The organism is Stenotrophomonas rhizophila, assembly GCF_001704155.1.
Classification (GTDB): domain Bacteria; phylum Pseudomonadota; class Gammaproteobacteria; order Xanthomonadales; family Xanthomonadaceae; genus Stenotrophomonas; species Stenotrophomonas rhizophila_A.
Window position 1 is genome coordinate 3876951 of the sequence record NZ_CP016294.1, and the last position, 13630, is coordinate 3890580.

At 65.6% G+C, this 13630-nt stretch carries 11 protein-coding genes; 6 read left to right on the forward strand and 5 right to left on the reverse strand.

Going from position 1 to position 13630, the window contains the following annotated elements:
• Window positions 1-2: 2 nt before the first annotated feature.
• Window positions 3-374, reverse strand: a complete 372-nt coding sequence (locus BAY15_RS17310) for a hypothetical protein (RefSeq protein WP_068854224.1) — start codon at window positions 372-374, stop codon at window positions 3-5.
• Window positions 371-1330, reverse strand: coding sequence for a hypothetical protein (locus BAY15_RS17315; RefSeq protein WP_068854225.1), 960 nt, complete (start codon window positions 1328-1330; stop codon window positions 371-373). The genes BAY15_RS17310 and BAY15_RS17315 overlap by 4 nt, the downstream gene beginning before the upstream one ends.
• Before the next feature lie 172 nt (window positions 1331-1502).
• Here BAY15_RS17315 and prmA point away from each other — a divergent pair, with 172 nt between their 5' ends.
• From prmA to purD, 6 genes are all read left to right on the forward strand, one after another.
• Entirely contained in the window at window positions 1503-2423 is a 921-nt protein-coding gene (gene prmA / locus BAY15_RS17320) for a 50S ribosomal protein L11 methyltransferase (protein ID WP_068854226.1), read from the forward strand.
• Between the two features lie 8 nt (window positions 2424-2431).
• Window positions 2432-3172, forward strand: a complete 741-nt coding sequence (locus BAY15_RS17325; protein ID WP_068854227.1) for a DUF3426 domain-containing protein — start codon at window positions 2432-2434, stop codon at window positions 3170-3172.
• Between the two features lie 112 nt (window positions 3173-3284).
• Window positions 3285-3560: a DNA-binding transcriptional regulator Fis gene (gene fis / locus BAY15_RS17330; protein WP_068854228.1), complete on the forward strand. Its 276-nt coding sequence runs from the start codon at window positions 3285-3287 to the stop codon at window positions 3558-3560.
• A gap of 64 nt (window positions 3561-3624) precedes the next feature.
• Window positions 3625-5208, forward strand: coding sequence for a bifunctional phosphoribosylaminoimidazolecarboxamide formyltransferase/IMP cyclohydrolase (purH, locus tag BAY15_RS17335; protein WP_068854229.1), 1584 nt, complete (start codon window positions 3625-3627; stop codon window positions 5206-5208).
• Between the two features lie 77 nt (window positions 5209-5285).
• Entirely contained in the window at window positions 5286-6320 is a 1035-nt protein-coding gene (locus BAY15_RS17340) for a virulence RhuM family protein (protein ID WP_068854230.1), read from the forward strand.
• A gap of 44 nt (window positions 6321-6364) precedes the next feature.
• Window positions 6365-7651, forward strand: a complete 1287-nt coding sequence (gene purD, locus BAY15_RS17345; protein WP_068854231.1) for a phosphoribosylamine--glycine ligase — start codon at window positions 6365-6367, stop codon at window positions 7649-7651.
• Between the two features lie 140 nt (window positions 7652-7791).
• On the opposite strand, the gene BAY15_RS17350 is transcribed toward purD, so the two are convergent.
• The 3 genes from BAY15_RS17350 to BAY15_RS17360 all read right to left on the reverse strand — a co-directional run bounded on the left by BAY15_RS17350 (window position 7792) and on the right by BAY15_RS17360 (window position 13630).
• Entirely contained in the window at window positions 7792-8754 is a 963-nt protein-coding gene (locus BAY15_RS17350) for a hypothetical protein (RefSeq protein ID WP_157771776.1), read from the reverse strand.
• 80 nt (window positions 8755-8834) lie between these two features.
• A complete protein-coding gene (rpoH, locus tag BAY15_RS17355) occupies window positions 8835-9710 on the reverse strand; it encodes an RNA polymerase sigma factor RpoH (RefSeq protein WP_068854233.1) in 876 nt (291 codons plus the stop codon).
• Window positions 9711-10015: 305 nt separating this feature from the next.
• A complete protein-coding gene (locus BAY15_RS17360; protein ID WP_208856114.1) occupies window positions 10016-13630 on the reverse strand; it encodes a hypothetical protein in 3615 nt (1204 codons plus the stop codon).

A 13630-nucleotide genomic window follows, 5' to 3' on the forward strand; every position in this document is an offset into this window, starting at 1 on the left:
CATCAGCGGCTGGCGTCGGCGGCCGTGATCTGGGTGTCCTTGACCGGCGCCACGCCCAGCGACGACGTCGGGTCGACGATCACCATGGTTTCGGTCGAGCCGTCCGGCCAGACCACCTGGAACGTACTGCCCGCCGGCAACGAAGCGAAGGGCATGCCGCTCTGCGCGCGGTACACCGCAGCCACCTGGCTGGCACCGGCGCGGCGCACGTCTTCGTGTGCCTTCACCGAGGTCAGGGTCACCTTCGACAACTTCCGGTAGCGGTCATCGTAGGTGTCGATCATGACCAGGCCCACGGCACCGGCCGAGTAGGCCACGAACAATGCCACCCAGAACCAGAACTTGGCACCATGCAGGAATCGACGGTAATTCATGACCGGTCACTCCGCTTGATCAACTGCTCAACCAACGTTTTCATTTTCCCCGCACCTTGCCGCGAAACCGCAGCGTCATACACAAAAGTGGCGAAGTCCTGCCCACCGTCCTGCGAACAGATCCCTCCGTTCGCGCAGAAATTGTTCATCAATACACTGTCCGGCCCGCAGGCCATGCCCAGCTCGCACGCCGCCAGGCGCCAGGCCAGTTCACTGAACTGGTCGCCGGCCACCAGGCCCTGCAGGGCGCCGTCGCCACTGGCGCGCTGGCCCATGGCGGTGGAAATGGCCATGTACGCTTCTGGATCACGCGAATCCATCACCCGCTCCACCAGGCCACGGCGGTACTCGGGGGTGTCTTTCAATGGCTGGCCATCGGCAAACAGCGCCGCCTCGGCCGCCAGGTTGCCTGCGCGCGCAGCCAGCACGCGCTGGGTGACAATCAACGAGCGGCCAAGGCCGTCGCTGGAGACGAATCCCGCGCAACGGCGCGCTACACGCTCGCGTGCCTGCACCATCGGCGAAGATGCGTTCATGCCCAGCCCGGTAAGCACGTTGTTGTCGAGCTGGTAACCGCCCGGGTCCATCGCATAGATCGCGCAGTAGTCATACACGCGGCTGACCATCCAGCCTGCCTCGGCATTGCCGTTGGCGGCCTGCAGGCGCAGGCGCTGGGCGTAGGCGAACAGGTCGGTGTCGCCCTCGATATCGGCGCGGATGTCCAGCGGCAATCCCGACGGCACCGCCGTGCTGCGCTCGCTGGCCAGCAACTGGCGCGCCAACTGCTGGGCCTGCAGCGGCGCAGCCGACCCCGTGCCGACCTGCAGCTCACTCACGGCAGCCGATGCATGGTCGGCCTGCAGCGCGCGGCCGCCCGCGCGGTAGCCCACCACCCCCAGCAACGCCAGGGCCGGTACCACCAGCAGCCAGGTTTTGAGCGTGGGCGCGAGGGCCATTCGGCGGAACCGGTTCAAAGGAGACAGACGGCAGGATGCGGAGTTTAGCAATGGCGTACCCTGTTGTCTGAACAGGCCGTCGCGTCGTTTCTCACCATCGTCTGAGACGGTCGTCGCCGCGACCGTCCGCAATCGTCTAGCATTCACCGTTTTCCGCAGGTCCTTATCGCCCATGCCGTTTCTGGAACTCACCCTCCACTGCACCGAAGCCACCCAGCCGCGCTATGAGAATGCGCTGGACGACGTGGGCGCGCTGGCGGTGACCCTGCTCGACGCCGATGCCGACACCAGCAACGAGCGCGCCATCCTGGAACCGGGCGTGGGCGAAACCCCGTTGTGGAATGACCTGGTGCTCAGCGCCCTGTTCCCCGCCGATTCCAATGCCCTGGCGCTGCTGGCCGCGCTGGAGGCGTTCGACCCGGGCCTGGCATGGAGCGATGTCAGCTTCCGCGCAGTGCAGGACGAGGATTGGGAACGCGCCTGGCTGGACCAGTTCCAGCCGATGGCCTTCGGCGACCGCACCTGGATCGTGCCGTGGAACCACGAACTGCCCGAGGCTGCGCAAGCCACTGACGCTGCCGTGGTAAGGCTGGACCCGGGCCTGGCGTTCGGTTCGGGCACCCACCCCACCACCTCGCTGTGCCTGCGCTGGCTGGACGGGCTGGCCGCCGAAGGCGCGTTGGCCGGGCAGACGGTACTGGATTTCGGCTGCGGCTCGGGCATCCTGGCGCTGGCTGCGCTCAAGCTCGGCGCGGCCAGGGCCGTGGGCGTGGACAACGACCCGCAGGCGGTACTCGCCACGGGCGACAACGCCGAGCGCAACGCGCTGCACGACCGCATGCAGGTCTACCTGCCGGCCGACGAACCGCAGGCCACCTACCCGGTGGTGGTAGCCAATATCCTGGCCTCGGCGCTGGATGCGCTGGCCGATGTGCTGGCCGCACGCGTGGCACCCGGCGGCCGCATCGCGCTGTCGGGCATCCTGCATGGGCAGGAAGACGAACTGCTGGTGCGGTATGCGCCCTGGTTCGAGCAGCTTGAAGTGGCGCGCGACGACGACTGGATGCGCATCACCGGCGTGCGCCGTGCTTGAATGACCCGATGAGCGAACCGACTCCGCCACCGCGACGTCCCCTGGCCACGTTCCTGCGTGCGTCCACTGAACCCACGCCCGAGGCGGTCGACGCGGTCGCCCCGGACAGCGAGGTGGACAACAACGAGGACAGTCCCGTTGTTGCCGAGGCGTATGTGGAGGACATCGAGCAGACCGAAGCGGATATCGACCCCGCTCCGGTCGCGGCGGCGGAGGCCATCGCGCCCAACGTTGCTGCCACGCCCGCACCCAGTTTCATGCGCGCCCCCGAACGTGCAGCGCCCACGCCGCGTTGGCAGTGGGCGCTGGTCGGTGGCCTGGTCGTGCTGCTGTCGCTGCAGATCGCCGTCGCCGACCGCGCGCGACTGGCCGCCGATGCTGGAAGCCGGCCGTGGATTGCCGGGCTGTGCAGCGTGCTGCGCTGCAGCCTGCCGGCCTGGCAGGAACCGGCCGCCTTCAGCATGATCAGCCGCGATGTGCGGCCGGTGCCCGGCCAGCCCGGCGCGCTGCAGGTGCAGGCCAGTTTCCGTAACGATGCCCGCTGGGCACAGGCCTGGCCATCGCTGCGGCTGTCGCTGTCCGACGCCGATGGCCGCGTGATCGGTACCCGCGTGTTCGCGCCGCACGACTACCTGGACCCTACGGCCGATGCCGCTTCCGTACTGGAACCGGGCCAGAGCGCGCAGATAGCGTTCCGGGTGCGCGAACCGGCGGCGTCCACCGTCGCATTCACCTTCGAGTTCCTGTAACCCGGCGTCCTGCCAACGAGCGTGGCGGCACGGCCACGCACGCGCTAGACTGGCCCCCTCCAAATTCTCCGCCAGGGTTGTGGTCCGCCCTGGCTTCGCACCGGGATCCTTCTTGAACGCTGTCCTTTCTCGTCCTGACAATAGTCGTGGCGCGCCGAAGCCGCCGCTGCGCGAACACGTGGCCCAGTCGGTCCGGCGTTACCTGCGCGACCTGGACGGCTGCGATGCGGATGACGTGTACGAGATCGTCCTGCGTGAAATGGAAATCCCGCTGTTCGTGGAAGTGCTCAACCACTGCGAAGGCAACCAGAGCCGCGCGGCGTCGATGCTGGGCATCCACCGTGCCACCCTGCGCAAGAAGCTGAAAGAGTACGGCATCGCCACCTGAGGCCCCGGTGGGGGTGCGGGACGGCCTACAATATGGGCCCGCTCCGCTTCGATCTCCTGCCCCCATGAGTTCCGATCTGCTGCCCGTGCGCCGGGCCCTGCTTTCCGTTTCCGACAAGACCGGTCTGATCGACCTGGCCCGCGCCCTCGCCGCGCGCAACGTCGAGCTGCTTTCCACTGGCGGTACCGCCAAGGCAATCCGCGACGCCGGCCTGCCGGTCAAGGACGTGGCCGACGTCACCGGCTTCCCGGAAATGATGGATGGCCGGGTCAAGACCCTTCACCCGCTGGTGCACGGCGGCCTGCTTGGCCGTGCCGGCCAGGATGAGGCGGTGATGGCCGAACATGGCATCGCGGCGATCGACCTGCTGGTGCTGAACCTGTACCCGTTCGAGCGCGTCACCGCCAACGCGGACTGCACGCTGGCCGATGCGGTGGAAAACATCGACATCGGCGGCCCGGCCATGTTGCGTTCGGCGGCGAAGAACTTCGCCCGTGTTGCAGTGGCCACCGATCCGTCGCAGTACGCCGAATTGCTTGCCGAGCTGGATGCCAATGACGGCAGTCTGTCGGCCGCCAAGCGCTTCGCGCTGTCGGTGGCCGCGTTCAACCGCGTGGCGCAGTACGACGCGGCGATCAGCAACTACCTGTCGGCGGTAACCGCCACCGATGCGGCCGTGCCATTGCGGACCGAGTTCCCGGCGCAGATGAATTCCAGCTTCGTGAAGGTCATGGACCTGCGCTACGGCGAGAACCCGCACCAGGCCGGCGCGTTCTACCGCGACCTGTCGCCGGTCGCCGGCACGCTGGCCACGTTCCAGCAGCTGCAGGGCAAGGAACTGAGCTACAACAACCTGGCCGATGCCGATGCCGCATGGGAATGCGTGCGCCAGTTCGACGCGCCGGCCTGTGTGATCGTCAAGCATGCCAACCCGTGTGGCGTGGCCGTGGGCGCCGGCAACGGCGATGCCTACGAATTGGCGTACGCCACCGACCCGACCAGCGCCTTCGGCGGCATCATCGCCTTCAACAAGCCGCTCGACGCCGCCACGGCCAAGGTGATCCTGGACCGCCAGTTCGTGGAAGTGCTGATCGCCCCGGACTACGAACCGGCTGCGCTGGAGTACGCCACGAAGAAGGCCAACGTGCGCGTGCTGCGCATTCCGCACGGCGAAGGCCGCAACAATTACGACACCAAGCGCATTGGCTCGGGCCTGCTGGTGCAGAGCGCGGACAACCGTGGCATGCGCCGTGACGAACTGACCGTGGTCAGCAAGCTGGCCCCGACCGAGAAGCAGTTCACCGACCTGCTGTTCGCCTGGAGCGTGGCCAAGTTCGTCAAGTCCAACGCGATCGTCTATGCCAAGGACAACCGCACCATCGGCGTCGGCGCCGGCCAGATGAGCCGCGTGTACTCGGCCCGCATCGCCGGCATCAAGGCCGCCGACGCGAACCTGGTGGTCGAAGGTTCGGTGATGGCGTCCGACGCGTTCTTCCCGTTCCGCGACGGCATCGACGCCGCTGCGGCGGCCGGGATCAAGGCGGTGATCCAGCCGGGTGGTTCGATGCGCGACGCCGAGGTGATCGCCGCGGCTGACGAACACGGCCTGGCGATGGTGTTTACCGGCGTGCGTCACTTCCGCCATTGATTGTTCGGCGTAAGGTGGGGGCCGACCAAGCGTCGGCGCCCGCTGACAGGTTCTGACCGGAGCTGGAGGGTGATCGCATGACCGACAACCATGGCGAGCTGATTCTGTACCGCACCGATGACGGTCGGACGGAGGTTCATCTGCGCGCCGCGGAAGGTACGGTCTGGCTGACGCAGGCAGAAATGGCGGCCTTGTTCCAAACCACGCCCCAGAACATCACCCAGCACATCCAGTCAGTCTACGATGACGCTGAGATTGAAGAGTCGGCAACGTGTAAGGAATACTTACAGGTTCGACAGGAAGGGAGCCGCGAGGTGCGGCGTACCGTGAAGACCTATCGGCTTGAACTCATCATGGCGGTGGGGTTCCGCGTGCGATCACCACGAGGCGCGCAGTTTCGCCGTTGGGCAGCGGAGGGCCTGTCGCAGTACCTGGTAAAAGGCTTCCTGCTCAACGACGAACGACTCAAGGACGCCGAGCGCGCGGACTACTTCAAAGAACTGCTGCTCCGCATCCGCGACATCCGAAGTTCGGAGAAGCGGTTCTACCAGACGCTGCGTGATCTGTTCAAAGCCAGCAGCAGCGATTACGACGGCACGGCAGCAACAGCCAAGACGTTCTTCGCCACCATCCAGAACAAGCTGGTCTTCGCCATTACCGGCCGCACCGCTGCGCAGCTGATTGTCGAGCGCGCCGATCCCGACGTGCCTCACATGGGCCTGACAAACTGGTCCGGCGACAAGCTCCGCAAGTCCGACGCGGTCGTGTCAAAGAACTACCTGACACAGAGGGAACTCGATCAGCTGAACCGGCTGGTCACCATGTTCCTCGACTTCGCAGAAGACCGTGCCGAGCGTCGCATCGAAATGCGGATGGACGACTGGATCACGCAGACCGACCGTTTCCTCGACTTCAACGAACGCGCTGTGCTCAACGGTCCGGGCCGCATCTCAAGTCAGCAGATGGAGTTGATCATCGCGGAGCGCTACGCAGCATTCGATGCGCAGCGGCGCGGAGCGGACAGGATCACATCAGAACGCGAGGCCGAGGTCGACCTGCAGCAGTTGCACACCGAAGCCAAGCGTCTTGTCTCTTCCGTGAAGCCGGACTGACCGCTTCCACCCTACTTTCTTACTGTTACCCCAGGAATGCCTCAATGAAAATCCTCGTCATCGGCTCCGGCGGCCGTGAACATGCCCTGGCCTGGAAGCTGGCCCAGTCATCCCGTGTCACCGAGGTGCTGGTTGCACCGGGCAATGCGGGCACCGCCACCGAGGCCGGCTGCCGCAATGTCCCGGTGAAAGTCACGGACCTGGACGGGCTGCTGGCACTTGTGCAGGCGGAAGGTGTCGAGCTGACCGTGGTCGGCCCGGAAGTGCCGCTGGTGGCCGGCGTGGTCGACCGCTTCCGCGCTGCGGGCCATCGCATCTTCGGGCCGACAGCGAAAGCGGCGCAGCTGGAAGGCAGCAAGGCCTACGCCAAGGACTTCCTGGCCCGCCACAACATTCCCACCGCGTTCTATGCCGTGCATACCGAGGTGGATGCTGCGCTGGCCTACGTCCGCGAGAAGGGCGCACCGATCGTGGTCAAGGCCGATGGCTTGGCGGCGGGCAAGGGCGTGATCGTGGCGATGACCCTGCAGGAAGCCGAAGACGCGGTGCGCGACATGCTGTCGGGCAATGCGTTCGGCGATGCCGGCGCGCGCGTGGTGATCGAGGAGTTCCTCGATGGCGAGGAAGCCAGCTTCATCTCGATGGTCGATGGCACCACAGCGCTGCCGATGGCCACCTCGCAGGACCACAAGCGCGTGGGCGATGGCGATACCGGTCCGAACACCGGCGGCATGGGCGCGTACTCGCCCGCACCGGTGGTCACCGATGAAGTGCATGCACGGGTGATGCGTGAAGTGGTCAATCCCACCGTGCAGGGCATGATCGCCGATGGCATCCCGTTCACCGGCTTCCTCTATGCCGGGCTGATGATCGATGCCAGCGGCGCGCCGAAGGTGATTGAATTCAACGTGCGCTTCGGCGACCCGGAAACCCAGCCGGTAATGCTTCGCCTGCAGTCGGACCTGGTGGAACTGGTGGAGGCGGCGATCGATGCACGCCTGCATGAAGTGGAAGCGCGGTGGGACCCGCGTCCGTCGCTGGGCGTGGTGATGGCGTCGGCGCCGTATCCGGAAACGCCGATCACCGGTGATGTGATCCGCGGGCTGGACCAGGTGCCGTCTACGGCCAAGGTGTTCCACGCCGGCACCACGCTGGACGCGCAGGGCCAGGTGCTCAGCGCTGGCGGCCGCGTGTTGTGCGTGGCCGCGCTGGGCGACAGCGTGGGCGATGCGCAGGCCAATGCGTATGCGGGCGTGGCGAAGGTGACGTGGGAACATGAGTTCCACCGCAATGATATTGGCTGGCGGGCGATCGCGCGCGAGAAGGCGTAAGAGCAGCCGACTAACAGTCGGCTCTACCCTCGGTAGGTGCCCACCGTTGGTGGGCACGCCTTTGGCGTAACAAAAAACCCGGCGATGCCGGGTTTTCTGTTTGATGCGTGCGTTGACGGATCAGGTGGTGGAACGCGCCTTCAGCCGACGGATGCGCTGGAGGTGCGATCCTGCTTGAGGAGTACTGCCACCACTTCGTTCATTCCCTTCACGCTTGCCAGTGCATCGGCCGTGAAACCGTCGCCATCCACCACACTTGGGACTGCTCCAGCATCAAGCAATACACGCACCTTGCCAAGGTCCTCGGGGAACTCCCCGTACCTGACAACGTGGTGCAGGGCTGAACTGCCGCTCCATGTTCGATTCACGTCCAGGTGCGGGTACCTCTCTAGAAACGCGTGCAGCTGGCGTGGTGTCCAGTGATTGACGCGGGCAAAGAGCATCTTCCCGAGCAGCAGTTGCTCAACGCTGTTGCCGCCAACGCCAGCTTGGACGAGGCTGTCGAGGTCCTGCTCGGCGAAGGCAAACGTTTCAAGCAGGCGCTCCACCGCCGCTACGCCCCCGCCTTGGGCGGCGGCCGTCAGCACCTGCACGCGCTCGCTGTAGGAAATGCTGGTGTTGTCGGAGAAGTGCTGTACAGCCGCCGCGTCGCCTAGGCCGGCGACGTCGATGAACTGGCGCATCAGCCTGCACTTCCAGTCATCGATGGCGGCAACCACGTCCGACCGCTGGTTCTCGTCTGCCAACCAGCGGGCAGTAGCACCGTTCTCGTCCCTCATGAATACGTCCGCACCACGCTGCAACAGCTCCATGACGCGGGCGGTGTCTCCCGCTTCAGCCGCTTCATGCAGCTGGGTCCTGCCCTCGCGCCCGCGGCAATTGATTACCATCGAGCCGTAGCTCGCGTGGCCGCAGAGTGCTATGGCATCCATCGGTGGCGAGGCCGGCGCCGCATTCTGCGGAAGTTGTTCTCGAGGAATAGGCGCAGCGGAAGCACCTGCGCCGGGTACGGTGGATCCAATCATCGCGATATCGCATTTGCCGTGGGGGCAGGAAGCGTAATTGCCATGGGTGGCGTCGCGCTTTCCAGAATCCATCGGCATGGCGGCTGGTCGACATGCTGCCGGCAAAAACAAAAAACCCGGCGAGGCCGGGTTTTCTGTCTACTGCGTTGGATGCCGCGTTACGCGGTGAACAGCGCCTTCATCTTCTTCAGCGCGTTCGCCTCGACTTGGCGGATGCGTTCGGCGGACACGCCGTACTCATCGGCCAGCTCCTGCAGGGTGACCTTGCTGTCGGCATCCAGCCAGCGGCGACGGATGATGTCGCGCGAGCGGGCGTCGAGTTCGGCCAAGCCTTCGCGCAGCAGCTGCAGCTGGTTGTCTTCGCTGTCGGCACGCTCGTACGCCATCGACGGGTCTTCGTCGTTGGCGACCAGGAACGCAGCCGGCGACGGCGGCGCATGTTCGTTGTCGTCATCGCTGGGCGCATCGAAACCGATATCGCGACCCGAGAGGCGCGATTCCATTTCCAGCACTTCGCGTTCGGACACGTTGAGGTCCTTGGCGACAGCGGTGACTTCCGCCGCGTTCAACCAGCCCAGGCGGGTCTTGGACTTGCGCAGGTTGAAGAACAGCTTGCGCTGCGCCTTGGTCGTGGCGACCTTGACGATGCGCCAGTTCTTCAGGATGAACTCGTGCATCTCGGCACGGATCCAGTGCACCGCGAAGGACACCAGGCGGACGCCCATGTCCGGGTCGAAGCGCTTCACCGCCTTCATCAGGCCGATGTTGCCTTCCTGGATCAGGTCGCCCAGCTGCAAGCCGTAGCCGTTATAGCCACGGGCTACGTGCACCACGAAGCGCAGGTGGGAATGGACCAGCTCGCGCGCGGCGTCCAGGTCCTGCTCGTCGCGGAAGCGGCGGGCCAGGTCCTGCTCGTCATCGACCGTCAACACCGGGATCTGGTGCACGGCGCCGATGTAGGCGTCCAGCGAACCGAGCGCACTGGGAATCGGAAGATTGTTTGCCACAAGGGCAGTAGACATGTTCTGGCTCATAGGGGTCATCTTATCAGTCCTGTATTTGGACTGCTGACAGTTCAAAAAGTTCCAGCGTTCCGCAGGTGAAACGCTGACGCAGATCAGGCCCCTAACGTACCGCGAAATGGTGACAGTTGCGAGTGGCCGCCGTTTCGCGCAATTCCAATATAAATCAATACGATACGAACCAAAACGTAACCACCACGTCGTTTTGGGCAGGACAATCCCACAAAGATTGGCCCATTCAGGATGAAAACGTTGCCAGGCATTCAGCCGAAGCGCCCGAATGAGATGAACGGTGGCAGGCCAGACAATGCCGAAGCCTAGTAATACCCGGACAGATTCAGGAAGAACCCCTTCGCTTCATACCGCAACTCGGTCAGGTCATCACTGAACTCGGTGAAGTTGTATCCCGCACCAATCTTGAAGTTCTGCCCCACCTGGCGGTCCACGCCCACCAGCCAGCCTTTCCTGTCGCCGCCCTCGCGCACGTCCAGCCAGCGGTATTCGCCCATCGCCTCCCACTGCGCGAACAACCGGTAGCGCAGCTGCAACGCGGAGAAGTTGACCCGGCTGTCCAGCCACGCACCCTCGCCGCGCCCGGTACGGTAATCGCCCCAGCGCCCGGCCAGCTTCCCGGCCAGCTCCCACCGGTCACTGAGCTGCATCACCCCTTCGAACGAGACGATCTGCGATTTCTGGTCGTACACGTTGCCACCTTCCTGGCCCAGCGACGCCACGTCGTAGAGATACGTGTACTTGCCGAAGGCCGCCCAGCGCGTGTTGTCGTGCGGACGCCAGGCAAAGCCCAGGTTGGACTCCACCAGCTTGGCATCGGCCAGCGGGTTGCGCTTGTCATCGGTGTCGGCGTAGTTGGCGCGCAGCGCGATGCGCCAGTCCTCGTTGACCTTGTACAGCAGCCGGTTGGTGGTCACCCACTGCCGACGATCCTCAGCGCCTTCGTCGCGGCGGTATTCGAGCTTGCTCGTCCACTGCGTATCGGCATCGGTGCGGCCACCGCTGACGCTGTAGGCGCGGCGATCGACGCGCCCGGTCGTCGCGTCCAGTTCGCCGTCCATCACGCTGAAGCCCAGCGTCCAGCCCTGCGCGGGGTAGAAGTCCATGCCGAAGGTATGCACCAGCCCGGCGCTGTCGTCGCGACGGTCCTTCAGGTACTGGCTTTCGTTGAACACGTTGACCTGGTTGCTCAGGCGCCAGCGCTGGCCGAGCGTCCAGCCCGACTGCAGCCCGGTGTCGTAGAGCGGGTCGGTGGTGGTGCGGTCGGTGCTGTAGCTGTAGTTGCCATAGAAGCTGTGCTCGGGGGTCATCCAGTACTCGCCCTCGAGCTTGGCGCCATCGCCGCGGCTGCCGCTGCTCACTTCCGCCCCCAGACTGGAGCGGTCGCCGAACAGGTAGCGCGCGCCCAGCGTGGCCAGGTCGTTCTTCTCGTAGGCGCCGCTGTCGTCATCCACGGTCAGCTGCCCTACCCCGTACAGCTCCCACTTGGCACCGAAGCGCTGCCGGTAACTCAGTGCCGCCAGGGTGCCGTCCACGTCGGTGCCGGCGTTCTCTTCGCGCACGCGGCGCAGCTCGGCCCCGAGCTGGCCGTCGTTGCCCAGCCGCCAGTCCATGGTCAGCTGCGACTGCTCCACCGCCACCTCACCGCGCTCGGCGCGGCTGTGCCGGCCATACAGACTCAAGTTGTCGGTGAAGTAGCCCAGGAATTCGGCACCGTATTCCTCCAGCGCCAGCCCACTGTCCATGCGCGAGACCGAGAAGCCGGCGTCCACGTCGCGCCACCAGGCGCCCATGCTCCAATCCTGCTTGGTCCAGCCCAGCTCGCGCAGGTTGGCGCGCGCTTCCACCGCGCGGGCATCGCCCTTGCGGTCGCCGCTGACCGGGTTGCGCTGGATGAAGCTCAGGCCGCCGTTGTCGGAGTAGAAGATCGGCGCTGCGGTGGCTTCGGTACGGGTCTGCTCCAGCTTGAGGTAGGTGCCACGCCCGGCCTGCAGGGTCAGGTCGGCGCCCATCAGGCTGTAGTCGTCGCCACTGCGGTTCTCGTCGACGTAGGTGCCGCCCACCGCCACGTGGTCGCCGAACCACTGCTTGCCGCGCAGGCCGGCGCTCACGTCGTCGGTGCTGAAGCCCAGCGGGATGTACTCGTAGTCCACCAGCAGCAGCTGGTCATAGCCATCCAGCGGCGTATCGCGGGTCAGCGTGCGTACGTTCTCGCGCGTGATCTGCGACAGCGCGCGGGTCAGGAACAGGCGGCCCTGGATCTCGTTGATCTCGTAATCCCGACCGCGCTGCAGGGTGGTGCGTGTCTCGGTGCGCCCGGTGGTGCGATCGCGCACTTCCATCACCACCTGCTCCGAGCCGGGCAGCAGGTCGGTGTGGCGCAGGTAGTAGAGGCTGCCGCCGGTGCCGAGGAACTCGGTGTGGCCGAGCGCGGACTGCGCCTCGGAACCGAAGGCCTTGAGCAGCGAACGCGGGTCGCCCAGCGGGGTGGTTGCGCGCGAGCGCCAGCTCACCGCCGCGCCGTACAGCGAACGCACATACTGGCCGTACTCGGTGCCGGTGAAGCCAGTGGCGAAGTTGCCCCACAGCGCCTGGTTCTGGTCCCAGTCCACGCGCACGTACAGCTTGCCCTGGGTGTCGATGTCGCGATACGTGGTGGAGTCGTCACCGTATACCGGGTAGTACTGGTCCGGATCCAGGCGGCGGAACACGTCGCGGGCGTCGGCATCCAGGAAGCCGTCGAACAGCCGCTTCAGCTCGCGGTCGTAGGTGTCGGCCTGCGCGGTGACCAGGTACTTCCCGCGCAGCTTGCTCTTCAGGTAGAACGCCAACCGGCCTTCGCTGAGGAAGCTGTCGTCCTGGTCGCGGTCGGCGGCGAGTGGATCCAGGTTGCCGCTGGCGGTATTGCGCGACAGCGTTACATCGGCCAGCGCCACCAGGAAGCGGTAGCTGCCGGTCACTTCCACGTCGAGCGTGCGGGTCAGCGTCGGCGCGTCCATGGCCTCCACCTGCACGGTGTACCGGTGCTCGCCGATCGGCTCCAGGAACTCGGCGGCGAACTTCTGCTCCAGGTCCACCGGGAAGCTCTGCCCGTTGATCATCACCCGTGCATTGGGGCTCAACCCACGCCCGTAGATCCGCACCCGCGAGCCGTAGATGGGGATGTTCTGCTGGCGCAGCGCGTTCTGCCCGTAGATGGCATTGCTCAGCTGCTGGGCCTGCGCATCGTCGCCATCCAGCACGCGACCCAGGGTGCGCTGCACGTTGTCCCGCACCAGCTGGGTGCCGCGTTCGTAGTCGGTGGGCAGTACCAGCTGGAAGCGCTGCGCGTTGGTTTCATCGAAGGAACCATCCCGGCCGTAGGCCCGGGCGATGTACTGCAGGTCGTCGCCAACGCGCAGGTTGAGGTTTTCCGGCAGCTGCCCATCCCATTCGGTATTGCCGACGTAGTCCACCGGCATCTCGATGCGCGCCAGCGGCGTGACCAGGTCGATGTCGCTGCCACGGTAGATCACTACCTCCAGGCGCTCGATGAACGAGGCGTAGTTGTTGTAGCCGTGGAAGCGCAGCGGCTTGGTCAGCCGGCCGTTCTCGAACGGGGCCATGGAGCCGGTCTGCACATTGAGCACCGGCGCCGACAGCGCCGGATCTTCGGTGGCCCAGACCACGGCGCCATCGGGGAGCTCGGTAGCCGACGCACCATTGGGTGCCGGCACCACCGCACCGGGTTCTGCGGGACCGACGGGAGCATCCGCGGCCGGACGCACCTGCAGCAGCAGGTCATTGCCCTGCCGGCAGCCGTCCACCCCGCACAGGGTAGTGGGCACTTCGGGCAGCGGTTGCGGCGCCTGTGCGTGGGTCATCGGCGACCACAACGCCAACAGGAGCATCAGGGGGCTGAGTGAGGTCTTGCGGTTCAT

What these genes read in the sequence shown, in the direction of transcription:
- BAY15_RS17340 (WP_068854230.1), top strand. Translation starts at nt 5,286, where the DNA reads ATGACCGACAACCATGGCGAGCTGATTCTGTACCGCACCGATGACGGT.
- purH (WP_068854229.1), top strand. Translation starts at nt 3,625, where the DNA reads ATGAGTTCCGATCTGCTGCCCGTGCGCCGGGCCCTGCTTTCCGTTTCC.
- BAY15_RS17350 (WP_157771776.1), bottom strand. Translation starts at nt 8,754, where the DNA reads ATGCCGATGGATTCTGGAAAGCGCGACGCCACCCATGGCAATTACGCT.
- prmA (WP_068854226.1), top strand. Translation starts at nt 1,503, where the DNA reads ATGCCGTTTCTGGAACTCACCCTCCACTGCACCGAAGCCACCCAGCCG.
- BAY15_RS17315 (WP_068854225.1), bottom strand. Translation starts at nt 1,330, where the DNA reads ATGGCCCTCGCGCCCACGCTCAAAACCTGGCTGCTGGTGGTACCGGCC.
- BAY15_RS17325 (WP_068854227.1), top strand. Translation starts at nt 2,432, where the DNA reads ATGAGCGAACCGACTCCGCCACCGCGACGTCCCCTGGCCACGTTCCTG.
- purD (WP_068854231.1), top strand. Translation starts at nt 6,365, where the DNA reads ATGAAAATCCTCGTCATCGGCTCCGGCGGCCGTGAACATGCCCTGGCC.
- BAY15_RS17360 (WP_208856114.1), bottom strand. Translation starts at nt 13,630, where the DNA reads ATGAACCGCAAGACCTCACTCAGCCCCCTGATGCTCCTGTTGGCGTTG.
- rpoH (WP_068854233.1), bottom strand. Translation starts at nt 9,710, where the DNA reads ATGAGCCAGAACATGTCTACTGCCCTTGTGGCAAACAATCTTCCGATT.
- BAY15_RS17310 (WP_068854224.1), bottom strand. Translation starts at nt 374, where the DNA reads ATGAATTACCGTCGATTCCTGCATGGTGCCAAGTTCTGGTTCTGGGTG.